Raw genomic sequence first — 24,799 nt, 5'->3', positions numbered from 1 at the left:
ACACCACCCGTGTGATAGATTAATCAGAAAAGAGGAATCCTCCGCATCTTTATAGCTATCCATCCTCGTTCGATATTCGACAACGTCTGTGTCATCCAGCTGATACGAATCATTCTATAAAGAAGGAGGCATCAGACTTTCCGACGAAGACTAAGCTTCAAGGGAAGTAACGATACCTCCATCTGATTACCCCCATTATACAATTTCATGGGGATACCTTAAAATTAAGGTTGCCTATATCATACGAGGGAAGTGGGCAGTTGGAGTGGTGGTTAAGCTGTTCAAGTATTTGATAATGGATGCTAGAGAAATCGTAAATCTTTAGCTTTAAGTCATGAGGACTGAGCGTTTTGCTCAGTTTTTGGTATTATTCAACTTGTTTTCGGTTATGTTCTAATGGTTGTAAAAATATGAGAGAATCTCCTTTTTTTATACGTAAGGCAAAATCGGGATGTAAGATCATTTCCTCTTCTCTAAATAGACCAATCAACCATTTTCTATTTGCTAAAAAATGTTGAGCACAGAAATAAAAATCTTTATCAATCAGATCTTCGTCAACTAATTGTGAGCAAAATTGTTGTTCTTCCAAAGTTTTTGCTATAATTTCTGTAACTTGGGGATTAGTTTGGAAAAGTGATTGATAAAATAAGGAACTCATGAAATTATTAGAACGGACTATTACATCAGCACCTGCGCGAATTGCATTTTTTCGCTGCATTTCGGTTAAAATTTCGGAAATGATACGGATGGAAGCATTATTGCCACGCGCTGCAATAATACTTAATATCGTTTGCCGGTCAGCTTGTTCTTCCGTTAAATTAGGATCTGAGGTAATAACAATATATTTTGCTTGTTCAATATTAGCTTTTTGCAATGTTTTATCTGAAGTAGGCTCGCCTTTGATATAATGTATGTGATGTTCCTGATATGATAGCTTATTTAAAGAATGATCAATCAATACGGTTTCTGTATTAAGGTTATGAGTCTCAAACATGTCAATTAATTGTTTCGTTCGTTCATTCCAACCTATAATAATGGTGTGGTCCGTACCTTTATAAGCAGTTTTTCCTTCTGATAAATCTTGTTCAAATTTGATTGTTCCAGCAGACAAAGTAGCCATGTAAAAGGTAACGAAACCACCCCCGGCTAATATTAGCAGGATAGCTATGATTTTGCCGATTGTACTAAGCGGTACATAATCTCCATATCCAACTGTTGATCCTGTGACTATCGCCCACCAAATTCCGTCAAACACAGAAGGGAAATGATCAGGTTCGATTAAATGGATAAGAGACCCGAACATTATCATTAGTATTGATACACTTAATAATAATCGTACAATAATGGGAAGATGGAAGTAGAACTGTACACATTTATGCCAAAACATGTGATCACCTTTTTTAATATAGTCTAAACAAGTTCAAGTACCTTATTCTTACTTAGGAGGAATGTTTATTATGGAAAAAGAAAGAATAACGTTTTTACAAGAATTATTGCATACACCATCTCCGTCAAGTATGGAGATGGAAATTCAGAAAAAATGGATGAAATACGTGGAGCCTTTCGTTGATGAAATACGTACTGATCAAGCTGGTAATGTTATTGCAGTAAAGAATGAAGAAGCATATTTTCATTTGCTTTTGGCTGGTCATTGTGATGAGATTGCCTTTGTTGTTAATCGCATTGATGAAAATGGCTTTGTCTATGTTGATAAAATGGGTGGTATTAATCCAAAGGCAGCAATTGGTATGAAGGTGGAAATTATCGGGCAAGAACAACATCTACCAGGTGTGATTGGTGTGAATGCTCAACATCACGGAGGAATAAAAGGTGATTTTGATGTAGATGAGCTATTTATCGATTGTGGAGCAAAAGATAAAGCGGAAATAGAAGCAGACATTCAAATCGGGGATTTAGTCGTGTACCGCCGTCAATCAGAAATCTTAAAAAACCGCTATATTTCGGGTAGAGGTTTAGATAATCGTACAGGTGCTTTTATTGTGGCTGAAGTAATGAGGAGACTTTCTGATAAGAATATCAATATTGGGGTTTATGGTGTCAGTACAGTGAATGAAGAAACAAATATGGGAGGTGCCTATTTCGCAGCAGCTGGCCTTCAACCTGATGCCGCTGTAGCAATAGATGTTACTTTTGCTACGGACTACCCATCTGTTGATAAACGAAAGCACGGTGACATTCGTTTAGATGGTGGCCCTGTATTGGCAAAAGGAGCACCAATCAATCGTAAATTAAATCAATTGTTAGAAAATAATGCCAAAAATTTAAGTATCGATGTCCAATATGAATTAACACCACGACATACTGGAACAGATGCTGATAAGATGCGTTTAACTGGTAAAGGTGTACCGATCAGTTTAGTTTCGCTTCCATTACGGTATATGCATTCACCTGTTGAAACGGCGAGTATAAAGGATATCGAAGAAGAAATCTCTTTACTGGTAGAAATGATCGCCAATATGACTGGAAAGGAAAGTTTAAATCCATTAGATGATTAAAAAATGTTGACATAAAATGTTAAAACCCATACGATTAAATTATTATCTCGATGGGGAGGCAAACATATTGAATTCATCTTCTGCCCAAACAAGTAACCTCTATCGTTTAATTGTGATTTCCATTATGGGTACGATTTCGGTATTATTAATGTTTTTAAATTTTCCTTTACCATTTCCTTTTATTCCAGCCTATTTGCGAATCGATGTAAGTGATATTCCAGCCCTAATTGCAGGGATTATTTTTTCACCAGTCGCTGGGGTAGTGGTTGTAGCCATTAAAAATATATTGTATGTGCTTGTAACTGGGATTTCTGATCCAATTGGTGCACTTGCCAATTTTTTTGCCGGAATGTTCTATGTCGTACCGGTTAGTTTTATGTATATGAAATCCCGTTCGATGAAAAGCGTGCTAATCGGTTTAGGGATTGGTACTTTGCTGATGACCATTGGTTTAAGCCTTTTAAACTACATCTTATTTATCCCGGCATACAGCTGGTTTATGGGTTGGGAAGAAATGTCCGAGAGTGTAAAGCGTAGTACAGTACTAGTTGGTATCCTGCCCTTTAACCTGATAAAAGGGATGATCGTAGGTGTTGTTTTTGCACTAATCTTCACCAAACTTAAAAACTGGATACAGAAGAAATAAAAAAATCGAGCGCAGTGGCTCGATTTTTTTTCTGCTTATTTATTAATAACTCCTAATGTACAGCGTGAAATGGCAATTAAATCTCCGCCTTCATCTTCCACTTGTATATTCCATACCATTGTACGCTTGCCAATGTGAAGAGGGGTTGCTTTTGCAGTAATAACGCCATCTTTTTTCGCCTTTAGATGATTACAATTAATTTCGATACCCACAATCGCTTGAGAACTAGTATCAACATATTCCATGCCGCCGATGCTTGCGGCTGTCTCGGCCAAAGCAACGGTTGCACCTCCATGTAGAAACCCCATTGGTTGCTTGACACTTCCGGTAATTGGCATTTCAATAGCGACAAGACTTTTTGCTTGTTCTTTCACTTTCATTTGTAATGCTTCCATTAAAGTGTTATGCATCAGTATACCTCCCGATTACAATGGCAGAGGCATCAATATTTGTAATAATAAGGATATTCCGATTAATGCCCCATAAATGGTATTGGTTTGAGCTGTCGCGACCATGGCGGGTATCATCCCAACATTTGTTGTATTCGCTTGGAATGTACGCACTGCTTTGCGTGCTTTCAAAATGCTTAATAAACTTATAATACTATAAAGTGGTAATAGTCCAGAGATAATATATGCGGCTGTCAACGCATAACTAAGCAACATTAAACTAGATAAAAGAAAGATAGCACGATTTCTGCCGATCAAAATAGCGATCGTTTTTCGTCCATTCTCTTTGTCACCATCCAAGTCACGAATATTGTTGGCTAACAGAATACAGCCAATTAATATAGCGATAGGAATAGAGATAACGAGTACTTGCCATGTGATTGTTAATGTTTGAATATAATAGCTAATTCCGATAATGACTGTTCCCATTAATAATCCAGAAAAAACCTCTCCGAATGGTGTATAGGCAATTGGTATCGGTCCGCCGGTATATAGATATCCCACTAGCATACATAAGCTGCCGATTAGTGCGATCCACCAGCTCGATGTCATACAAATGTATACTCCTAATAAGATGGACACCCCGAAAAAGCTAAAGGCTAATCTTTTTACGACAATTGGTTTTATCCCATCTCTGACGATGGTTCCACCTATGCCGACAGAGTTTTCGTTATCCAAGCCTCTTGCAAAATCATAATACTCGTTAAACATGTTTGTTGCTGCTTGGATCAACATGGCTGCTATTAACATTGCAATAAATAACAGTGGTCGGAAACTATTATCTAATACCGCTAACATCGTTCCGACAAAAACAGGGATGAAAGAAGCGGTCAACGTATGTGGTCTCAGTAATCTCCACCATATATGAAATCCAGGCTTCTCATTTAAATGGTTTGCTTTTGTTTCCATTGTAAGAAATCTCCTTGATAAAAATTAAGTAACATTATAAGTTTAGTGAATACTTATATATGTGTCAAACTATTGTCATAAACAATTTCCATCACCAATGTTAAGTTTTTTGTTATACTATTAAAGGGTATATAAGCTAGAGAAGACATTATTATCTTTAAAAATAGAGCAATTTATACTATAATGAATAGCGTTTATGAAAAAATGCCCTATTATATTGGAGGGTTTATCCATGATTGAAACAAAGGAAATAAAGATAGATGGTGTTTTACACTCAGCACAAAAACACTCTATAAATAAATCGGCACCAACCTTTGTTAGTATTACAGAGCAAATAGAAGGACTCGATCCGATTGATTTCTTTCAAACTGGAAAATCGATGGGGGAAGATCGGGTTTTTTGGCAGAGTGCAGACCAAAAAACTACATTTGTTGGAGTGGGAGAGGCATTGCTTTTTCATGATGAGGATGATTCTTATCATGAATTGAAAGAAAACTGGAAACAAGTCTTGAAAAACAGTTGGATAGTTAATCCTTTTGATCAATATAAGACAGGCCCAATTGCTTTTGGTGGTTTTCCATTTGATGCAGATGAAAAGACAGCAGAATTATGGAAATCGTTCAACGGGAGTCAATTTCGGGTACCTACCTTTTTATTAACGATGGAAAGCAATCAAACCTTTTTGACGACAACAGCTTATGTAGAGCAAGGAAGTAATGTTGATCAATTAGCAGCAGAACTAATAACGAGAAAGAATCAGTTATTATATGCGCAAAAACCAACATACCAGGAGAACAACATCGTATTAAAGCATGAAGTAGATCCTATCCAATGGAAGAAACTTGTGAAGCAAGCGACCAATACGATTGATTCAAAAAAGGTAGACAAAATTGTTCTAGCAAGAGAATTGCAAATTGAATTTGGTGATTCTTGTGATATTGGACGAGTGCTTGATCAATTACGAAATACACAGGAGAACAGTTTTATTTTTGCTTGGGAAAAAGAATCTGTATGTTTTATTGGTGCAACACCTGAGCGTTTAGTGAAGGTAGATCAGCAACAACTATTTTCTACTTGTCTTGCTGGAACTGCTCCAAGAGGTAAAACGAAAGAAGAAGATAACCAATTGGGACAGCAATTATTACACGACCAGAAAAACCGTAATGAGCACCAAATTGTAGTAGATATGATTAAGGATGCGGTTAGTTCCTTTGCCAAGTATGTTGAAATTCCGGAGCAACCGATTTTATATCCATTAAAAAACCTTCAGCATTTATTTACGCCTGTTCAAGCGGAATTAGATCAAGGCTATACATTATTGGAGGTAGTGGAAAAACTTCATCCAACACCGGCTTTATGTGGTTTTCCACGAGAAAGCTCGTTGGACTTTATTCGTAAATTTGAACAATTGGAACGTGGCTGGTATGGTGCTCCAATTGGCTGGTTTGATCAGTATTTTGATGGGGAATTTGCAGTGGCAATTCGATCTGGACTTGTTTCTGGAGACAAAGCATCGTTATTTGCCGGTTGTGGAGTTGTTCAAGATTCAGACCCTGAAATAGAGTATCAGGAAACAAGTATTAAATTTACCCCAATGTTACAAGCGCTGGGAGGATAATGATGAGTCTTATGGAATCTTTAACCAAATATGTTGGTCATTTCGTTGACCAACTTTATCAAAGTGGTGTGCGTGATGTTGTTATTTCTCCAGGATCACGCTCAACACCGTTATCTCTCACGTTTGCAGAGTACAATCAATTTAATATTTGGGTAGATATAGATGAACGCTCTGCGGGATTTTTTGCAACAGGGATCGCTAAGCAAACTAAGAAAGCTGTCGTACTAGTCTGTTCTTCTGGTACGGCTGCTGCTAATTATTATCCGGCCATTATTGAAGCTGCCTATAGTCGCATTCCGTTAATTGTCCTGACAGCTGATCGCCCACATGAATTACGTGATGTTGGTGCACCACAAGCCATTGATCAAATTAAGCTCTACGGAGACTATGTGAAATGGTTTCACGAAATGGCTTTGCCAGAAGCAACGCCGAACATATTGCAATATGCACGAAATCATGCAGATCGAGCAGTACATACTTCGCAATATCAAGTGAAAGGACCGGTTCATTTAAATTTTCCTTTTCGTGAACCACTTATCCCCGACTTCAGCTTAGATGATGTTTGGGGGAATGGTGCTATCACCACACAGCATTTCCCATTTGAAGAGACGCAGATGTCTGGATCTGTGTTAAAGGGTATTGAGCAGCAATTGCATGGAAGAAAACGTGGAATCATTATTTGTGGCTCACATGATTATCTTGATTTAGCGGATGCAGTATTAGACTTAGCGGAAAAATGGCAATTACCTGTATTTGCTGATCCACTTTCGTCTTTAAGACATTTGGATGGAGAAAATGTGGTGATAGAAAGCTATGACAGTATCTTGAAATCTAAAAAAGTAAGAGAACTCGTCCATGTAGATTTTATCGTTCGTTTTGGTGCTATGCCTGTTTCGAAGCCTATTCTACAACTTTTGCAGGAAAATGATATCGAGCAATTTATTATTGATGAAGATGTAACATTTCGAAACCCATCGATCAAGCGAGCACATTACATATATGGAAAACCAGCAGACATTGCCAAACAACTAGCAAGTCTTTCGCTATCATTTGATCGTGATTGGTTATTAATGTGGCAACAATTAAATAAGTCAGCAAAAAACGTACTGATTCAAGAGCAACAAACTTTAACAGAAGGTTTGGCAGTTCGTGGCATCCAAACGATTATCCCTGATGAAAGTATTCTATTTGTTGGGAATAGCATGCCGATTCGAGATGTCGACACATTCTGGTTGGCGACAGATAAAACGATAAATATTCATGCGAATCGTGGTGCCAATGGTATCGATGGTGTTCTATCAACGGCACTAGGGATGGCGACGAGTGGAAAGCGTGTTACGTTATTGATTGGCGATATTTCCTTTTTGCATAGTATCAATGGTCTATTACTAACAAACAATTATCAACTCGATTTGACTATTGTGTTAATTAACAATCAAGGTGGAGGAATTTTTTCATTTCTACCACAAGCGAAAGAAGAAAGTCCTCATTATGAAATGTTATTTGGAACACCACAATCTGTTGAATTTGAAAAGGTAGCAGCGCTTTATGATATTGATTTCACTTCAGTAGAGGAGTGGTCAGCTTATCTACATGCGCTTGAAAACAGCTATCGACAGCAAGGTGTATCGCTAATCGAAGTTAAAACAGATCGGAATGAAAATGTCATTTGGCACCAACAAAAATGGCAAAATATCGAAAAGCATACTCTCACTATTTTAGAGGAGTATCGTAATGTATATTGATAACTATTGGGTAGAACGCTATGGTAACGGTCAGCCTGTTGTGTTATTGCATGGTTTTACCGGCTCTTCACAAACGTGGCAATCACTGCGTCCTTTTTTTTCTAAGCAACAGTTGATCGTCATTGATTTGCCTGGGCACGGTCATACAACAGCTAAAGTGGAGTCAATGGATGACTGTTGTAAGGGCCTTTACCGTGTTTTTAATGAACTGGGGCTCGAGCTGTTTGATCTCGTCGGTTATTCGATGGGAGGAAGAACAGCTTTATCATTTGCCTGTAAATATCCTGAAATGGTAAGGACATTGACGTTGGAAAGTGCATCACCAGGTTTAGCTACTAAAGCAGAGCGTGACGCAAGACAACATAAAGACCAAGAGCTTGCTGATTATATTTCCAACCACTCTCTTGAAGTATTTGTGAATAAATGGGAGAATATCCCGCTATTCGCTTCCCAAAAACAATTGCCTTTTGAAATAAGAGAAAAAATTCGCCATGAGCGCTTATCGCAAGCAAAAGAAGGTTTAGTACATTCGTTATTAACGATGGGGACCGGCATGATGCCCCCAGTCTGGAACCAACTTGCTCAATTGAAAATGCCTGTATTATTAATGGTGGGCGAGCGGGACCAGAAGTTTGTTGAGATCAATAAAAAAATGGATAAATGGATGCCAAATAGTCGGTTAGCAATTATTGAGAATGCTGGACATGCAATTCATGTGGAACAAATAAAAATTTTTGGTACAATATTAGAGGAATTTATTTTAGAGGAGGGTCATTCAAATGACAGTAGAATGGGTAAGTGAACGTACTTATGAAGATATTTTATATGAAACATATAATGGTATTGCCAAAATTACTATTAATCGCCCAGAGGTACGAAATGCATTTCGTCCGCAAACGGTGAACGAATTAATTGATGCTTTTACATATGCACGTGATGATTCCAATGTAGGTGTAATCGTGCTAGCAGGTGCAGGAGACAAAGCATTTTGTTCCGGAGGAGACCAAAAAGTTCGTGGTCATGGCGGTTATGTTGGCGAAGACGAGGTTCCACGTCTTAATGTTCTAGACTTACAACGTTTAATTCGTGTTATTCCAAAACCGGTTGTAGCGATGGTTTCAGGCTATGCGATTGGTGGCGGTCATGTACTACATATTGTATGTGACTTAACAATTGCTGCAGACAATGCGATTTTCGGACAAACAGGACCAAAGGTAGGAAGCTTTGATGCGGGTTATGGTGCAGGTTTATTAGCACGTATTGTTGGTCATAAGAAAGCTCGCGAAATTTGGTATTTATGCCGTCAATATAATGCACAAGAAGCATTGGATATGGGCTTAGTTAACACAGTAGTACCACTTGAGAAGTTAGAAGAAGAAACGATTCAATGGTGTGAAGAAATGTTGGAGAAATCACCAACTGCCCTTCGCTTCCTAAAAGCATCATTCAACGCAGATACAGATGGACTAGCAGGTCTACAACAAATGGGTGGAGATGCGACATTACTTTACTATACAACAGACGAAGCAAAAGAAGGCCGCGATGCGTTCAAAGAAAAACGTAAACCGGACTTCAAACAATTCCCACGTTTTCCATAAGAAGTACAATAGTGCAGAACGCCCGGAGCTGGTTGTTGCTGCACATCGTTTTAAAAGTTACAACCCTATATTTCCTAAAAGAACAAAAGTGGCCAATACATACGTGTTGGTCAGTTCTTTTTCATAATAAAATAGGAAATGTAATGTAGGTGCACAAAATACATATACTGTGAAATAACGTAGATATCCCTGGAAGCGCCGATCTCCGAGGAAAAAGCCTTCTCTTCCAGGGAAAAGATCTTCTCTTCCGGGGATAAACGACTATATCCAGGGAAGAGAAGGAGATATCCCCGGAACAGAAAAGGATATCCTCGGAAGCGCCATTCTGTTCCGAGGAAAAAGCCTTCTCTTCCGGGGATAAATGACTATATCCAGGGAAGAGAAGCGTATATCCTCGGAAGAGAAGTCCTGTTCATTTCGCAGTATGTATCTTATATGAATCAGAACAGTGCATGATGGATTGCGCTCGTTTTTTAGAATTAAAAAAAGGTGTGAGAAAGAATGGAGCATTGGTTGACGAAACGAGCTTATTTAACACCGGACAACATTGCGATTGAGTTAAGTAATGGCGAGGCGCTGACGTTTGCTCAATTATATGAGAGAGCGCGTGCGTTTGCTTCCAAAATATATACGGTTCATCCAAACGGCCATATTGCTATGTTATCAAACAATTCTATCGATATGGTAGTAGCTTTTTGGGCGTGTACATATTTGAATGTTCCAGTAGTTTTTCTTAATACGCGATTAACTACTAGAGAATGGGAGGCACAATGTGAAGATGCTGATGTCAAAGCTGTTATTTACGCTGAACAGTACAGGAGGAGCGTTCAAACGTTAGCTTTACCGGCTTACTCTTTTTCTGATATTCATACTTTTCAACCTGTAGCGTGTACCCTATCGAATAATGTCGATCTTGATTTAGTTTGTTCCATGATGTTTACTTCTGGAACAACAGGAAGGGCAAAGCCTGTGATCCACACGTATCAAAACCATTGGTCCAGTGCAGTAGCGTCTGCCTTAAACCTAGGGTTGATGCCACATGATAAATGGCTTGCATGCCTTCCGTTATTCCATATCGGCGGCTTATCGATTTTATTTAAAAGTGTGATATATGGTATGCCAGTTTATTTATTAGAACGATTTGATGAACAAAAGGTGCACGATGCGATAATGAAGCAAGATGTTACTATTATATCCGTTGTAGCGGTAACTTGTTCCCGGTTATTAGACAGGTTAGCAGATGGTCATTATCCAAGCTCTTTTCGTTGTATGTTGTTAGGTGGTGGACCAGCACCAAAACCTTTATTAGAAAAGGCGAAAGAAAAAAATGTACCGATCGTGCAAACATATGGTATGACCGAGACATCTTCCCAGATTGTGACTTTGAGCGAAGCTGATGCATTACGGAAACTAGGTTCTGCCGGAAAGCCACTTTTCTCAGCATCCTTGCAAATTCAAGCTAATGATATGTCAGCTAAGCCAAATCAAGTTGGTGAAATTGTCGTAAAGGGCCCGATGGTGACATCCGGTTATTATCATCGAGAAAAAGCTAATAAAGAAGCTTTTCGAAATGGCTGGTTTCACACCGGTGACTTAGGTTATGTAGATGAAGAAGGGTTCCTCTTTGTAGTTGATCGCCGAAGTGATTTAATCATTTCCGGTGGTGAAAATATCTATCCAGCTGAGGTAGAAGAAGTACTCTTATCATTTAAAGGGGTACAAGAAGCTGGAGTTACCGCAATAGAAGATAGTAAATGGGGGCAAGTACCTGTTGCCTATGTAGTGGCAAATGAGGGCGTAACAGCCGAGCAATTGTTAGTACATTGCCGTGCTAGGCTTGCTTCCTTTAAAGTACCAAAGACAATCTATTTTCGTGACCAATTGCCACGCAATGCCACAAATAAACTGCAGCGTCATTTATTGAAGAGTTGATAGAAACTAGCCCAAAGTTGATAGTAACAAAAAAAGGACAGCATTGCTCCAACTGCTGTCCTTTTTTCTATGCATAATGTCCACCAATTTTCTTGCTTCGTTCTCGGGTAATACCCGCTTCGGTATAGCTTGTTGCACGTAAAATAGCAGTTGATCCATATTTGACGCGAATGGCATCCATCACATAACCGACATCTTTCTTTTTCGGTTGATCTTCAAATAAATTCAACTGTGTTTCTATATCATCATACAAGTTGTTCAATGAAACAGTGACACGGCGAATTTTACTATGCTGATTATAAAATTCATGAAATAATTGTAAGCATACATGATAAATATCCATCGTCACATTGGTGGGGAGGTGAAGGGAACGTGAGCGATGAAAACCTCCATTGTTATCGGCATAGCCAATGCCCAAATGAATTGTTCTTCCTGCTCTGCGGTGTGTACGAGCACGCCTACATACTTCTTCACATAAATCAAGCATACATATTAATGTTTCTTCTGCAGTATAATCACGTAATAAGGTAATGCCGTGTCCAAAGCCTTTTTGTTCTTCTTTTTTTCCAAAAGAATCATAAACAGGACTTAAATCAACTCCCCACGCATGCCAATATAATTGCTCTCCAATGACACCGAATCGTTTTTGGAGTCGGTCTAAGCGATAATTAGCCAATTGGCCTAAATAAACAATTCCCATCCGGTTCAAGTGTGTTGTCAGTTGTTTTCCAATCCCCCATATTTTTTCAATCGGAACTGGCCATAATAAACGCTCGACATCTTGATAACGACATGTAGCAATGCCAGTCTTTTTCGCATAGAGATCCATGACTACCTTTGCTAAAAATTTATTATCGCCAATTCCGATTGCACAGGTCAATCCCATCGTGTCATATATTTCGTCCTTAATCATTTGAGCAACATGGTGAGCGTCCCCGTATAAATCCTCTAATCCATCGACGGTAATCCACATTTCATCAACGGAATAGGGATGGATTGCTTCTTTGGGAACATAATGATGTAATAATTTGGTGATTTGCATGGACATGTTAACGTAATCGCCCATTTTTGCCTCGACAACATAGATAGCAGGATCTTTAGGTAATTCAAAATAGCGGCTTACATTTTTAACCCCATGCCGTTGTTTTAGGGCGGGGGAAGCAGCAAGAATAATACTGCCAGATCGATTTTTATCCCCAACAACTGCAAGCATGGTTGTCATCGGATCCAGTCCGCGTTTAACACATTCAATACTTGCGTAAAAAGATCGCATATCGATGCAAAGCACATTATGTTTAGGGAAAGAGCTATAATCCATTATTCAACACCTTCTAACGAACATTCGTTCTGTTAATTAGTATAGCCTATGCGTCTAAAAAATAATAGTGTTAAAATATAGTAACTATTCTAAGGATAACTAGTGGAGGAAAGAGTTAAAGATCATTCAGGAGTCAAGCTTCCTTTTTTCAATGTGATCATTTTATGAAATTTTAGATATAATTATCGGCTTGAGCTAGGCGCCATTAAGGCAAAGTTACCATAATGTAAGACTTGTGAAAGTAGAGAAAAGATTGAAAACGATTCTCAAACTCATTGACTTAATTGCCAAAAGCTAATAAACTAGAGACAGAGTAAAAGTTTGAATCGAAGATATTAAAAAGCCCGAACAGTGTGAATAAGGGAGAGGTTCAGCATGGAAACATTAGTAACAAAGGATTTGACGCTTGGATATGGCGATGAAATTATTATAGATGAATTGGATATTACCATCCCTAAAGGAGAAATAACCGTCTTTATTGGTGGTAATGGTTGTGGCAAATCAACATTATTACGTTCATTAGCTCGGTTGTTAAAGCCGAAGCAAGGTGATGTTGTTTTAAATGGAGAAGATATTGCAAAGGTTCCAACAAAGGAAGTTGCCAAACAGTTAGCTATTTTGCCACAAAGTCCTATCAGTCCAGAAGGCTTAACAGTAGAAGATCTAGTCAAACAGGGAAGACATCCATATAAAACGATGTTTAAGCGTTGGTCTGAAGAAGACGAAAAGGCTGTTGTGGAGGCTTTAAATGCGACCAATATGACAGACTTGAAGGACCGTGCTGTGGATTCCTTATCAGGTGGTCAGCGTCAGCGTGCATGGATTGCGATGACACTTGCTCAAGGAACAGATACCATATTATTAGATGAGCCTACTACTTATTTAGATATGACACATCAAATCGAAATACTTGATTTGCTCTTTGAATTAAATGAGCGCCGGAAGAGCACGATTGTCATGGTATTACATGACTTGAACTTGGCTTGTCGTTATGCACATCACATTGTTGCCATTAAAGATAAGCAAGTATATGCGCAAGGAAAACCAGAAGAAATCGTTAACTGTAGTTTGGTACATGATGTATTTCAAATGAAAGCTGATGTAATGTATGACCCGATGTTCGGTACACCAATGTGTATTCCACATGGTCGTGGCCGTTGTCTAATTAAAGAGGTTGTCGAAGAATCGAAACAACAACAAATGCAATCTGTGTAGGTAATGAAGAAAAGTCCTGTATTCTTACGAGAATAGAGGACTTTTTTTATATAGAGGGAGTATAAAATCAGATAATAGCGAAGGCCGTCTACTTTCACTCCTGTGGGAATTGTTTTGCCTGAAGATCCACTTTTTCGAGCGGGTTTTGCTCGAAAAAGTTAGCTGAAGGGACAAACCCCACAGAAAGGGAAGTGGGCAGCCGGAGCGGTGGTTAAGCTGTTCAAGTATTTCATAATCGATGCTAGAGAAATGGTAAATCTTTAGCTTTTAGTTATAAGGACTGAGCGTTTTGCTCAGCTTTTCTTATCCATATACCAAGTTTTAGCTTAGATTCCGCATGTTTCTGATCATTTTACATACAATACCTGTGAAGAGGTGAATAAACATGGAAAAGAAAACATACTACGTTAATATAGCTTCACAGGAAATCTCCCAAATCCCATATGGTAACAATGCAGAATACACCATTCAAGCAACAGACGAAGAAGTTTTTCTACTAAGGGAAAAATTTAATGAAATACATGAAGATGACATTGGTACCTTTGTACGTGCACATATTCCTTTTGTTCAGTATCACCAGGATCCGGAAAATGATGATTATGATACGGATTTACAAAACGTTATGCAGATGATCTATCAATTAGCAACCCCCGAAACAAAACAAGCAATGGACGAGTCTGGGATCAGTCCGAAAAATGAAAATAATTGAAACAAATCAGCAAGCCAATACGTCTAATTATATAAATAGATGTTTACAATAAATAATAAAAGGAATAGATATATAAAAGGACACTAGGAGGGAGAAACCATGAAAAAAATCATCACGATCATAACATTTGTAGTCCTTTTTGCATTTGCGATTATCACGATCAATCAACCAGACACACAAACATATGCAAAGCAAAATCACGAATATGCACACAAAACCGCCGGACTCAAACAAGTACATGTTGACAATATCATACAAGCAGCTGAGACGAATGAGATAACACATGAAGAAATTGTGAAGCTGACAGATACATTCATGGACCTATTAGTACAGGAAATTGATGATCATTATAAAGTAGTAAGATTTGATACAAAAGAGGAGCTGCTAAATGCTTTTGAGCCCTATGTTGTAAAAGATGCCGTAAAACCTTATATTGATTACTATTATGAAGAGAAAGAAGACGGATTATATATCGTACCAACAGAAACTCCACCATGGTTCGAAAAGGATGAAGACTACGAAAAAGAATCAAAAGATAACAAAGTAATTATTACACAATCCAACGAAAACGAGTTATATGGGGCTTACACGATAGAAATTGAATTTAAAAAAATAGATGATACATGGAAAATAGCAAACATTAGCCATGAGTAAAAATAAAAGGTAGTATAGAGGTATGAAAACTTTTTATGATTACTATAATAACAAAATACAATTATCATTCGAAGATCAGCCGTTTGATTCATACCCGAAGCATGTCTGGGTAATTTGCCGTTTCGAAAAGAAGTGGCTATTAACGAAGCATAAAAATCGCGGCCTAGAATTCCCTGGTGGCAAAGTAGAGCAAAATGAAACGCCAAAACAAGCAGCAATAAGAGAAGTATTAGAGGAGACAGGAGGCGAAGTAGAGCAAATTAAGTATATTGGGCAATATTTTGTATCGGGAAAGAGAGAAAAGTTGGCGAAAAATATCTACTTTGCAATGGTAAAGAAATTAAGAGAGCAAGATTCTTACTATGAAACAGAAGGGCCAGTTTTATTAGAAAAGCTTCCTGCAAATATTAAATCCAATGAAAATTATAGTTTTATTATGAAAGATGATGTTTTATCACATAGTTTAGACTATATCGAAAAAATAATGGAATTAACGTATAGCTGACTGCTAGCTATACGTGTTTTTCATATTCACAATATGTCGCTAATCGATTGACTTCATTACAAGAATTCGATACGATATATGCATATAACTATGAAAAGATAACTCTAGACTTACACCAACAAAGTCTAGAGTCATATATTGTTGTTATAACCAAGTATTTTTATAGGATTAATAAGTTAATTTTATTGATTTTATAATTAACTTGCCTCGTGCATTTTTAAAGGAAAAGTTGTATAGTTGAAGATGTAGATTTTTTTAACATACATTCTTTAATTAGACTTTTATCACGGCGCTAACCGTCCGTAAAACACAGTGGATGATAACGGACGCTAACTCCCTGATAAGTTTCGCTAACCATCAGTGGGAATGAAGAAACCCAGCTAATGGAAGTCCAACTTTATATAAAAGTGAATGATGAAAGTCTTGGTGTAAACTAAGAAGGAGGAAACAAAAAATATGGCGAAAAATAGACGCTTATTTACATCAGAATCGGTTACAGAAGGTCATCCGGATAAAATTTGTGACCAGATCTCTGATGCAATCTTAGATGAAATTTTAGCAAAAGATCCAAATGCAAGGGTAGCTTGTGAAACTACAGTAACAACTGGATTGATATTAGTTTCTGGTGAAATTACTACATCCACTTATGTGGATATTCCGAAAATTGTTCGTAATACGATTAAAGAAATAGGATATACAAGGGCAAAGTATGGCTTTGATGCCGAAACTTGTGGTGTATTAACTGCTATCGATGAACAATCAGCTGATATAGCTGGTGGTGTTGATCAGGCACTTGAAGCACGTGAAGGTCAGATGACAGATAATGAAATCGAAGCAATTGGTGCTGGAGATCAAGGTCTTATGTTTGGTTATGCCAATAATGAGACACCGGAGTTAATGCCGCTGCCAATCAGCTTGGCACACCGCTTAGCGAAACAATTATCAGATGTTCGAAAAAATAAAACACTAGACTATCTGCGTCCCGATGGTAAAACACAAGTAACTGTAGAATACGATGAGAATGACAAACCACAACGTATTGATACTATTGTTATTTCAACACAACATCATCAAGACATTACGCTAGAGCAAATCCAAAAGGATGTAAAAGAACATGTTATCAATCCTGTCGTACCAGCTGAACTATTAGATGAAGATACGAAATATTTCATAAATCCAACTGGCCGTTTTGTTATTGGAGGTCCTCAAGGGGATGCTGGTTTAACAGGCCGAAAAATTATCGTTGATACGTATGGTGGCTATGCTCGTCATGGCGGCGGAGCTTTCAGTGGTAAAGATGCAACAAAAGTTGACCGCTCAGCTGCATATGCTGCTCGTTACGTGGCGAAAAATATCGTGGCTGCAGGTTTAGCAGAAAATTGTGAAGTACAATTGGCATATGCGATCGGTGTAGCACAGCCTGTATCTATTTCAATTAATACTTTTGATACTGGAAAGTATTCAGAAGAAGAATTGGTTGCAGCAGTTCGTGAAAACTTCGATCTTCGACCAGCAGGGATTATTAAAATGTTAGATTTAAGAAGACCAATATACCGAAATACAGCTGCATACGGTCACTTTGGACGTACAGATGGAGATTTCCCATGGGAAAACACTGATAAAGTAGACGTATTAAAATCATTCTTGTCAAAAGCATAAAAAATAGATGAAAAATAACGAGCGAAAGGCCAAGTACTTACTTGTACTTGGCCTTTCGTGATTGAAATTTTAAAAATGTGTAACACTATGGAGTAATTCATCGTCAAATAAATGATAGAAAAAATGCTGGAGAGAAGGATGGAAGATGTGCGGTTATATTGGACTATTAAAAGCAGAACCAAAATGGTTAGATGACTCAGAGCGAAAAGAATTTGAGAATCGTAATAATATTATTCGTCATCGGGGTCCAGATGATGAGGGTTATTATGAAGATGAGCATATTATATTAGGTTTTAGAAGATTAAGTATAATTGATGTTGAATGTGGACACCAACCAATTACATATGATGATGATCGATATTGGATGGTATTCAATGGCGAAATATATAATTACCTGGAATTGAGAGAATCACTACAGAAACAAGGAATGACCTTTTCGACAGATTCTGATACTGAGGTCATCATCGCCATGTTTGCTAAAAAAGGCGTCGATACGTTTAGTGAACTTCGGGGGATGTTTTCGTTATTAATTTGGGATAAAGATGAGCAATGTTTATACGGAGCAAGGGATATGTTTGGTATCAAACCGTTTTTTTATAAGGATTCAGATGAGGGAATATATTTTGCTTCTGAAAAGAAAAGCTTACTTACTGAATCAGAGCAAATAGATCAGGAAGCGATGCAACATTACTTCACCTACCAGTATGTACCTGAGCCGATGACTATAAACAAACATGTTAGTAAGATAGAGCCAGGAAGTTATTTTATCAAAGAAAAAGGTATGCCATTAGCAAGCTATCATTATTTTCAACCAGAGTTTAATGTCAAACATTATGAAGATAAGGATTGGATCGAACGTATACAATCTACTTTAGATCAATCTGTTGCAATGCATATGCGCAGTGATGTTCCGGTAGGGTCTTTCTTATCTGGGGGGATTGACTCTTCGCTTATCGTCGCCTTAGCCAAAAGATATCATCCAGAAATAAAGACTTTTTCCGTTGGGTTTGAGCAAAATGATTATTCTGAAATTGATGTCGCAAAAGAAACAGCTGATAAGTTAGAAGTAGAGAACTACTCATATATTATTTCGCCAGAGGAATTTGTAGCGAAACTGCCGAAGATCATATGGTATTTGGATGATCCTTTAGCAGATCCAGCCTGCGTACCTCTCTATTTCGTTGCAAGAGAAGCGAAAAAACATGTGAAGGTAGTGTTATCAGGTGAAGGAGCGGACGAATTATTTGGTGGTTATAATATATACCGTGAACCAGAATCATTACGAATCTTTGAATCGATTCCAACACCAGCGAAAGATTTATTAGCACGTGTTGCCGATGTTCTGCCAGAAGGTGTAAAAGGAAAAAGCTTTTTAGAGAGAGGTACAACGCCATTAAGGCAACGGTATATTGGAAATGCTAAGATGTTTGAAGAGGAAGAGAAGCAAGGGTTGTTAAGGAATTATCGGAAAGAATACTACTATCAAAAAGTAACAGCTCCACTTTATGATCAAATCGAACAAGAGCATCCAGTACATCAAATGCAATATATTGATATGCAAACTTGGTTACAAGGTGATATTTTACTAAAAGCAGATAAAATGACGATGGCACATTCATTGGAATTACGCGTTCCTTTTTTAGATAAAGAAGTATTTAACGTTGCTAGAGAGATACCGGTATCCAAGAAAATAGCAAATGGCACCACGAAACATATTTTACGTGAAGCCGCAAGTGGCATAGTCCCTGACCATGTATTGAATCGTAAGAAGTTAGGTTTTCCTGTTCCCATTCGTCACTGGTTAAAGAATGAGTTATATGAATGGGCAATAAATCTTATCCAAGAGAGTGCAACAGATCATTTGCTAGAAAAACAGATTATTTTCAACTTGCTTGAGGAACATTGTAAAGGTAAAAAAGATAATAGTAGAAAATTATGGACTGTTTTCATGTTTATGTTATGGCACCAGATTTATATCGAGAAAAAATTTGCTATTTCAGAATTACAGGAAGAGGATAAAACAGAAAGCAAGCTTGTTCATTTATAATGAGCAAGCTTGTGTTTCTGTATCACAGATCCAAATCTGATGGCTGAGTCTTTTTATAGATTTGGCCCTTTTTCACATAATCTTCTTGAATGCGTTTCATTTCTTCAATGTCTTCTTTCGTTAATTCCCGAACTACTTTAGCAGGACTGCCAAAAGCAAGTGTACGTGGTGGAATTTTTTTGCCGGGAGGTACTAAACTGCCTGCACCGACAAATGCCCCTTCGCCAATTTCTGCTCCATCTAAAATGATCGATCCCATGCCGACTAACGCATGTTTACGAATCACAGCAGAATGTAACGTAACTTGATGTCCCACTGTAACTTGGTCTTCTACGATCAAGGGCATGTCCGGACTTTGATGGAGTAAGGATAAATCCTGAATATTGGAATAGGAACCTATTTTAACCGGTGCTACATCACCGCGAATCACTGTTTTAAACCAAATGCTGGAATATGCTCCGATTTCAACATCTCCTGTAATGACACAATCTGGTGCAACGTAAGCAGTCTGGTCAATCGAAGGTGTTTTTCCTTTATAACCATATAACATGTATGATAACCTCCTAGTATCTAGTTAAATATATGAAAGAATCAGAAACCGCACTGTTCATGGTGTTTAGAAGCTCTGTTTTAAAAAGTTCCCCCAAAAGCTTCCCCCAATTTGATTTAAACTATCGTTAAATGCGGTAACTGCTTCTCTTCCATTTCCTTAAACGTGTGTCCATAAATATCATACATCATTTGTGGGGTGTTACCCAACCTTTCAGCTATAACCTTTAATCCATGTACAGTAATTTTTTAAAGTCCAGCTTTTTTAATTACTCTATTCAAACTATCTGTACCAGTAACATTGGCGATCCCTTCTCCAGTTTTACAAAACGTATATTGAACTAAAAAGAATTCACCGTGAGTATAGCTACATCATTATGAAATTGATCCCTTCTTTGAAGCATACGAACATTACAAATCTCAATTAAAACAAGTCATTAAAACAATGATAAGAATACATCATGGTTGAGTGGTGCTTATGATATCAATTGATTGATAAAAAGAAAAATGTAAGTGGATTTGTAAATAATTATACTAAGAGTTCAATCAACAGTTCTGAACAAAATAAATAATATCGTCATAAACAATAGCCCCCTTTCAAAATGAAGTTTCGAACGACTTGGGGAGATAGGTAGGGGGGACTCAAACGCGCACCTCAGTTAAAATTTTGGAATTTTTTTATTGTAGTACTTTTCTTGTTGTGTGTACTGCAAATACAGTAATAGCAATTGGCGGAGGGGTGTCACACTTATGTAGTACTACATTTTATTTGTAGTACTACAAATAATGAAATACCTGGTACATAAACGGTTAAGTGAATTATTAATTTTAACTTGGTTAGAGAGGGATTATGTTGATCGAACCTACAAAATATAAATTTCGTCATTTTAAAATGGTGGACGGCAAGAAGGTGGGGTTTGATCCAAGGGAAGATGAATCCTTAGCAAATCGATGTAAGTTAGCAATGGCTTATATGTCAACTGGTAACAATATATTTTGGTTGAAAATAAGTTAAGAGGTTCTAATGATAATAATGAAAAGGAAGAAAATATCTGATCAATTATCAGACGGAAATTATTCTATGGTGCACAATTTGAGCACGAACGCACTTTATTTGATTGCTTCTATGCCAGAACAAGAACGATAAAAAACATGAACTTCTTTCTGACAAAACAAAATTAGTAGAAGAAAAACGGAGATATTTTAATCCGGCTATAAGGAAGAAGGTATTGGTGATAATAGAGGAATTATTTGAAAGTTGAAAACGGGCAACTAAGGTTGTCTTTTTTTATTGCAAAAACTTTTATAATTGATAGTATAACTAGAAAAAACAAACTAATGATAAAGGATAACTATCTAACAAAAGGAGGCGATATAAATGAATACACTACAACGTATTGCTTAGCATTAGTAATTATTGGTGGTATAAACTGGGGGTTGCATCTATATTTGGAGGACAAGATGCTGCACTTTCCAGACTAATCTACACATTAGTAGGAATCGGGGCTTTATGCTGTTTACCCTTATCGTTCGCAGAGGAAAATGAGCTGTCTGAATTTAACAATAAATTTTACTGGGAAATTTTTTTAAAAACACCCCTCTTCTTTTTCTAAAAAAATTTAAGAAGAAGGATGAAGCTTGGTTAGAAAAAGAACCCAAATAATCTTCGTACAAAATCTATTATTAAAAAGATAACTAATAGACCTAATACTATTTGTGAGAGTATAGCCCCTATTTTCGCAAACAGATGATCTTTAAATTTAATCCCAATTGTTGCAGCTAAAATGAGCAGGGTAATAGTGATTATACTCTCTGGTATATTAAGCTGAAGGAAATTAAATACATGTTCACCGAGAGGTTTTTTATTGATTATCGTATTCGACACTGCGATAGCTAAAATAAAGAAAAGTAATGATAGACTACCCACTCCTAATCTTCTATTTTTCTCCAAATTAATCACCTCCTAATAGAAAAAATTGGAAATGGTATTGATAAATGAAACCCTTCAAGTTATTACATACAATATAACATATATGTTATAAAATACCAATACTTAAAAAGGAGTGGTTCTCCTTAATTAAATGTGCTTTTTTCTTCCTGTAACGCAAGATTGCTAGTAAATTCCTATTTAAGCGGGCTGTCTACACTCCATTCGGATACGTAAATTAAATTTATATAAATTAGGACAACCATAGCTGCGACGTTTGATGGTTTTGATTAAATTATTGGTTCCTTCTAAGCGTGCTACTGAAATTGACATTTAACAATTGCGGTACCTTTTCCTTTACATAAGCCGCCCATGCTCATTTTAAAAAGTTTCCTCAACTTTCCCCAATTTAGCACAAAATTTCCCCAAAACACCTTCATTTTTATGCTTTATTATACATTCCTGTTATTTGTTAAATTCTACATAAACGTTGATACGACAGGTGTTTTGGTGTTTGTGAATGTTGGTTTTGCATGTTAAGATTAGTATCTAGTTAAATATATGATATCATATTGATATAGAAGTAATAACAGTAAAGTGAGGGAAAAAAGTTGTCCACAAACGTCCCAACAAATGCACCAATCTTAATGAAAAATGTCTATCAAAAAATATTTCCACAAGTAAAAAGTGAATTGAGATATTGGTCAAAGCGTGCCAAAGAAATACCTAATGAAGAACTTCGTACACAAGCTTTAGCTAGTATTAAGGATAAAAAATTCCACTGTCAGGGTGGCAGTGTATACAGCTTATTAGCTGGAGATATGTGGCGCGAGGCAATTCGATTTATTGTTGCGTATCAAACGATTAGTGATTATTTAGATAATTTATGTGATCGGAGTACGTCACTTGATCCAACCGATTTCCGTATGCTCCACCAATCGATGGAGGATGCATTATCACCGGGAAACGAAATCAAAAACTATTATCAATATCGTGAGGAACAAGCAGATGGTGATTATTTAGTTGATCTGGTCCAAACTTGTCAACAAGTATTACTTAAGATTCGTCATTACTCCATTTTTCAATCCCAGATGGTTCAATTAGAATCACTATACAGTGACTTGCAAGTACATAAACATGTCGTTCATAATGAGCGTATTCCACGGTTAGAAAGTTGGTTTCAGCAACACCAACAAAGATGGCCGATGTTAAGCTGGTATGAGTTTTCCGCTTGTACAGGTTCTACGCTAGGGATTTTTTGTATGGTTTCATATGGACTAAATGATCAAATGACAGAAGAATTGGCAGAAAAAATATTTGATAGTTATTTTCCTTTCTTACAAGGCTTACATATTATGTTGGATTATTTTATTGATCAACAGGAAGATGAGGAGGAAGGAGACTTAAACTTCTGTAATTACTATCAAACTCCACAGGAATTAGAACAACGTCTTGTCTATTTTGTAGAACAGACCAATTACCATGTTCAAACTTTACCGGACCGCGCTTTTCACGAAATGATCCAGCACGGCTTAGTCGGTCTTTATTTAGCGGACCCCAAAGTGAAAAAGATGAAACAATTTGAAACGATTGTCAAACGCTTAATTCGAGTAAGTGGGCGTAAGTCTCAATTCTTTCATTGGAATATTAAAATATACAATCGATTGGCAGGAAGAAATTAACCTGAGCAGATTAGCAGTACGCTCAAGTTGTCTGTTATTTGGTTTCAAAGGAAAGGCCAATTAATCTATTTTGTAACCTTTCTGTTTAAAAAACGACCTATTATATAAAGTGAGACGGCACTGATCATTAGGGAAACTTATCAGGGTGGTGTCTGCTATCTCTCATACTTATCATTATTGTGTTGCTTGACTGTGATAGACGATTGGAGGATGGTTAATGAGGTTAACATACTTTGTCGCTGGATCTATTTTATTCCTCATCGTTATATTATTGGTTTCGGCAAATTCCTCTTCCCTTAGCAATCCAAATGCACGAAATATCTTAAGTGAAAATCCTGATGCCGATATTATCCAATGGGATGGAGTGGTTTATCAAAATGTAACAGATAGAGAATGGCTACCGACAGGTTACCAGACAGGTGAAGTGATCGGCGAAATAGTCAAACAAACAGATCGCCAATGGTTTTATCAAGATCGCTTTGCTACTAAATTAGAAAAAGGTACGATCCTTTATGCCAATAAGAGTAGCGATTATCAGAGTAGTGAGTTTTTATCTACAATACTAGTCGAAAAAGATGGTCAATTACTTGTTTACCAAGCTCTGGTGGAAGGTTGATAAGATGAAGAAGTACTTGTATGTTTCTATTGCTTTAGTTTTCATCATGTTTGGACTATTTATAGGAAAACAGCAACAAGAACAAAGTGCTTTGATGGATGATCTTTTACTGCATCAGCCCATAGATATCGAAGCGGTTGAGGGAATGTATGTCAATCAAAAGGAAATCGATATAAATCAGAAGATTATTAAAGCTTTTAACGACTATCCTGCAACGAAAATTGCAGAAAAAAATATCGACGAGACTGAGGGAGAATTAGTGATCGAACTTCAGGGAAATATCGTAATTAAACTTTTGTTTTCTGATGATAATCTATTTGTGAAGCGAAATGATGTTGGTGAAGGAGAAATAGCGTATCAACTAAAAGAAACAATGGAGCCGGTTGAAGCGCTTTTTTCTAAACGATAGTATTTTGTTCTTTGAAAAAGTAACATTCTTCGTTGGATAAAGGCAGATATTCAAGGAAGACAACCAGTTATCCAACGAAGAGCGGTAATCACAGTA

Annotated in this window: 26 protein-coding genes; 19 read left to right on the top strand and 7 right to left on the bottom strand. The window is 37.2% G+C overall.

All coding sequences use genetic code 11. The features are described 5' to 3' along the window. Window positions 1–367 precede the first annotated feature (367 nt). Window positions 368–1,387: a potassium channel family protein gene (locus D569_RS0119405; RefSeq protein ID WP_018934101.1), complete on the bottom strand. Its 1,020-nt coding sequence runs from the start codon at window positions 1,385–1,387 to the stop codon at window positions 368–370. A 70-nt stretch (window positions 1,388–1,457) separates the two neighbouring features. On the opposite strand from D569_RS0119405, the gene D569_RS0119400 reads away from it, so the two are divergent. Beyond that, entirely contained in the window at window positions 1,458–2,516 is a 1,059-nt protein-coding gene (locus tag D569_RS0119400; RefSeq protein ID WP_018934100.1) for a M20/M25/M40 family metallo-hydrolase, read from the top strand. Window positions 2,517–2,583: 67 nt separating this feature from the next. Next, window positions 2,584–3,162, top strand: coding sequence for an ECF transporter S component (locus tag D569_RS0119395; RefSeq protein ID WP_018934099.1), 579 nt, complete (start codon window positions 2,584–2,586; stop codon window positions 3,160–3,162). 35 nt (window positions 3,163–3,197) lie between these two features. On the opposite strand, the gene D569_RS0119390 is transcribed toward D569_RS0119395, so the two are convergent. Together D569_RS0119390 and D569_RS0119385 are read right to left on the bottom strand one after the other, a co-directional pair. Next, complete coding sequence (locus D569_RS0119390; protein WP_018934098.1) at window positions 3,198–3,572, bottom strand: PaaI family thioesterase; 375 nt, start codon at window positions 3,570–3,572, stop codon at window positions 3,198–3,200. 15 nt (window positions 3,573–3,587) lie between these two features. After that, window positions 3,588–4,520 carry a 1,4-dihydroxy-2-naphthoate polyprenyltransferase gene (locus tag D569_RS0119385; protein ID WP_018934097.1) on the bottom strand — a complete coding sequence of 311 codons (933 nt, stop codon included), beginning with the start codon at window positions 4,518–4,520 and terminating at the stop codon, window positions 3,588–3,590. A gap of 232 nt (window positions 4,521–4,752) precedes the next feature. Here D569_RS0119385 and D569_RS0119380 point away from each other — a divergent pair, with 232 nt between their 5' ends. The 5 genes from D569_RS0119380 to D569_RS0119360 all read left to right on the top strand — a co-directional run bounded on the left by D569_RS0119380 (window position 4,753) and on the right by D569_RS0119360 (window position 11,413). Then, window positions 4,753–6,138, top strand: a complete 1,386-nt coding sequence (locus D569_RS0119380) for an isochorismate synthase (protein ID WP_018934096.1) — start codon at window positions 4,753–4,755, stop codon at window positions 6,136–6,138. Further along, complete coding sequence (gene menD, locus D569_RS0119375) at window positions 6,138–7,883, top strand: 2-succinyl-5-enolpyruvyl-6-hydroxy-3-cyclohexene-1-carboxylic-acid synthase (protein ID WP_342662702.1); 1,746 nt, start codon at window positions 6,138–6,140, stop codon at window positions 7,881–7,883. Before D569_RS0119380 ends, menD begins: the two co-directional genes overlap by 1 nt. Further along, window positions 7,873–8,685, top strand: coding sequence for a 2-succinyl-6-hydroxy-2,4-cyclohexadiene-1-carboxylate synthase (gene menH, locus D569_RS0119370; RefSeq protein WP_018934094.1), 813 nt, complete (start codon window positions 7,873–7,875; stop codon window positions 8,683–8,685). Before menD ends, menH begins: the two co-directional genes overlap by 11 nt. Further along, on the top strand, window positions 8,663–9,481 hold the full coding sequence (gene menB / locus D569_RS0119365; RefSeq protein ID WP_018934093.1) for a 1,4-dihydroxy-2-naphthoyl-CoA synthase: 819 nt from the start codon (window positions 8,663–8,665) through the stop codon (window positions 9,479–9,481). Before menH ends, menB begins: the two co-directional genes overlap by 23 nt. A gap of 501 nt (window positions 9,482–9,982) precedes the next feature. After that, window positions 9,983–11,413, top strand: a complete 1,431-nt coding sequence (locus D569_RS0119360; protein ID WP_018934092.1) for an o-succinylbenzoate--CoA ligase — start codon at window positions 9,983–9,985, stop codon at window positions 11,411–11,413. Between the two features lie 67 nt (window positions 11,414–11,480). On the opposite strand, the gene D569_RS0119355 is transcribed toward D569_RS0119360, so the two are convergent. Beyond that, window positions 11,481–12,731, bottom strand: coding sequence for a DNA polymerase IV (locus D569_RS0119355; RefSeq protein WP_018934091.1), 1,251 nt, complete (start codon window positions 12,729–12,731; stop codon window positions 11,481–11,483). 375 nt (window positions 12,732–13,106) lie between these two features. Between D569_RS0119355 and D569_RS0119350 the strand changes: the two genes are divergently transcribed. The 6 genes from D569_RS0119350 (at window position 13,107) to asnB (ending at window position 19,520) form a co-directional block, all read left to right on the top strand. Further along, window positions 13,107–13,946: an ABC transporter ATP-binding protein gene (locus tag D569_RS0119350; RefSeq protein WP_018934090.1), complete on the top strand. Its 840-nt coding sequence runs from the start codon at window positions 13,107–13,109 to the stop codon at window positions 13,944–13,946. 385 nt (window positions 13,947–14,331) lie between these two features. Beyond that, window positions 14,332–14,655 (top strand): hypothetical protein, encoded by a 324-nt coding sequence (locus tag D569_RS0119345; RefSeq protein WP_018934089.1) that lies wholly within the window; start codon window positions 14,332–14,334, stop codon window positions 14,653–14,655. A gap of 99 nt (window positions 14,656–14,754) precedes the next feature. Next, a complete protein-coding gene (locus D569_RS0119340) occupies window positions 14,755–15,309 on the top strand; it encodes a hypothetical protein (protein WP_018934088.1) in 555 nt (184 codons plus the stop codon). A gap of 22 nt (window positions 15,310–15,331) precedes the next feature. Continuing rightward, the gene (ytkD, locus tag D569_RS0119335) at window positions 15,332–15,814 is read left to right on the top strand and encodes an RNA deprotection pyrophosphohydrolase (protein WP_018934087.1); all 483 of its coding nucleotides are present in this window, start codon (window positions 15,332–15,334) and stop codon (window positions 15,812–15,814) included. 456 nt (window positions 15,815–16,270) lie between these two features. Continuing rightward, on the top strand, window positions 16,271–17,473 hold the full coding sequence (gene metK, locus D569_RS0119330; protein WP_018934086.1) for a methionine adenosyltransferase: 1,203 nt from the start codon (window positions 16,271–16,273) through the stop codon (window positions 17,471–17,473). 145 nt (window positions 17,474–17,618) lie between these two features. After that, window positions 17,619–19,520, top strand: a complete 1,902-nt coding sequence (gene asnB / locus D569_RS0119325) for an asparagine synthase (glutamine-hydrolyzing) (RefSeq protein ID WP_018934085.1) — start codon at window positions 17,619–17,621, stop codon at window positions 19,518–19,520. A gap of 22 nt (window positions 19,521–19,542) precedes the next feature. Here asnB and D569_RS0119320 read toward each other — a convergent pair whose 3' ends face one another. Next, entirely contained in the window at window positions 19,543–20,070 is a 528-nt protein-coding gene (locus D569_RS0119320) for a gamma carbonic anhydrase (protein WP_018934084.1), read from the bottom strand. Between the two features lie 849 nt (window positions 20,071–20,919). On the opposite strand from D569_RS0119320, the gene D569_RS24500 reads away from it, so the two are divergent. The 3 genes from D569_RS24500 (at window position 20,920) to D569_RS25105 (ending at window position 21,682) form a co-directional block, all read left to right on the top strand. Continuing rightward, the gene (locus tag D569_RS24500) at window positions 20,920–21,084 is read left to right on the top strand and encodes a hypothetical protein (protein ID WP_156823013.1); all 165 of its coding nucleotides are present in this window, start codon (window positions 20,920–20,922) and stop codon (window positions 21,082–21,084) included. Between the two features lie 9 nt (window positions 21,085–21,093). Further along, window positions 21,094–21,216: a hypothetical protein gene (locus tag D569_RS25060; protein ID WP_281169079.1), complete on the top strand. Its 123-nt coding sequence runs from the start codon at window positions 21,094–21,096 to the stop codon at window positions 21,214–21,216. A gap of 250 nt (window positions 21,217–21,466) precedes the next feature. After that, window positions 21,467–21,682 carry a DUF378 domain-containing protein gene (locus D569_RS25105; protein ID WP_342662701.1) on the top strand — a complete coding sequence of 72 codons (216 nt, stop codon included), beginning with the start codon at window positions 21,467–21,469 and terminating at the stop codon, window positions 21,680–21,682. 29 nt (window positions 21,683–21,711) lie between these two features. Here D569_RS25105 and D569_RS0119300 read toward each other — a convergent pair whose 3' ends face one another. Both D569_RS0119300 and D569_RS24495 read right to left on the bottom strand, forming a co-directional pair. Then, window positions 21,712–22,020, bottom strand: coding sequence for a hypothetical protein (locus tag D569_RS0119300; protein WP_018934081.1), 309 nt, complete (start codon window positions 22,018–22,020; stop codon window positions 21,712–21,714). Between the two features lie 177 nt (window positions 22,021–22,197). Further along, the gene (locus tag D569_RS24495) at window positions 22,198–22,329 is read right to left on the bottom strand and encodes a transposase (protein ID WP_156823012.1); all 132 of its coding nucleotides are present in this window, start codon (window positions 22,327–22,329) and stop codon (window positions 22,198–22,200) included. A gap of 278 nt (window positions 22,330–22,607) precedes the next feature. Here D569_RS24495 and D569_RS0119295 point away from each other — a divergent pair, with 278 nt between their 5' ends. The 3 genes from D569_RS0119295 (at window position 22,608) to D569_RS0119285 (ending at window position 24,703) form a co-directional block, all read left to right on the top strand. After that, window positions 22,608–23,678: a tetraprenyl-beta-curcumene synthase family protein gene (locus D569_RS0119295; RefSeq protein ID WP_018934080.1), complete on the top strand. Its 1,071-nt coding sequence runs from the start codon at window positions 22,608–22,610 to the stop codon at window positions 23,676–23,678. A gap of 217 nt (window positions 23,679–23,895) precedes the next feature. Then, a complete protein-coding gene (locus tag D569_RS0119290; RefSeq protein WP_018934079.1) occupies window positions 23,896–24,294 on the top strand; it encodes a hypothetical protein in 399 nt (132 codons plus the stop codon). Between the two features lie 4 nt (window positions 24,295–24,298). Next, on the top strand, window positions 24,299–24,703 hold the full coding sequence (locus D569_RS0119285; protein WP_018934078.1) for a hypothetical protein: 405 nt from the start codon (window positions 24,299–24,301) through the stop codon (window positions 24,701–24,703). The last annotated feature ends 96 nt before the right edge of the window (window positions 24,704–24,799 follow it).

Origin of the sequence: Gracilibacillus lacisalsi DSM 19029 (assembly GCF_000377765.1) — a bacterium.
In the GTDB taxonomy this organism is placed as follows: Bacteria; Bacillota; Bacilli; order Bacillales; family Amphibacillaceae; genus Gracilibacillus; species Gracilibacillus lacisalsi.
This window is presented reverse-complemented; position numbering and strand designations above follow the sequence as displayed.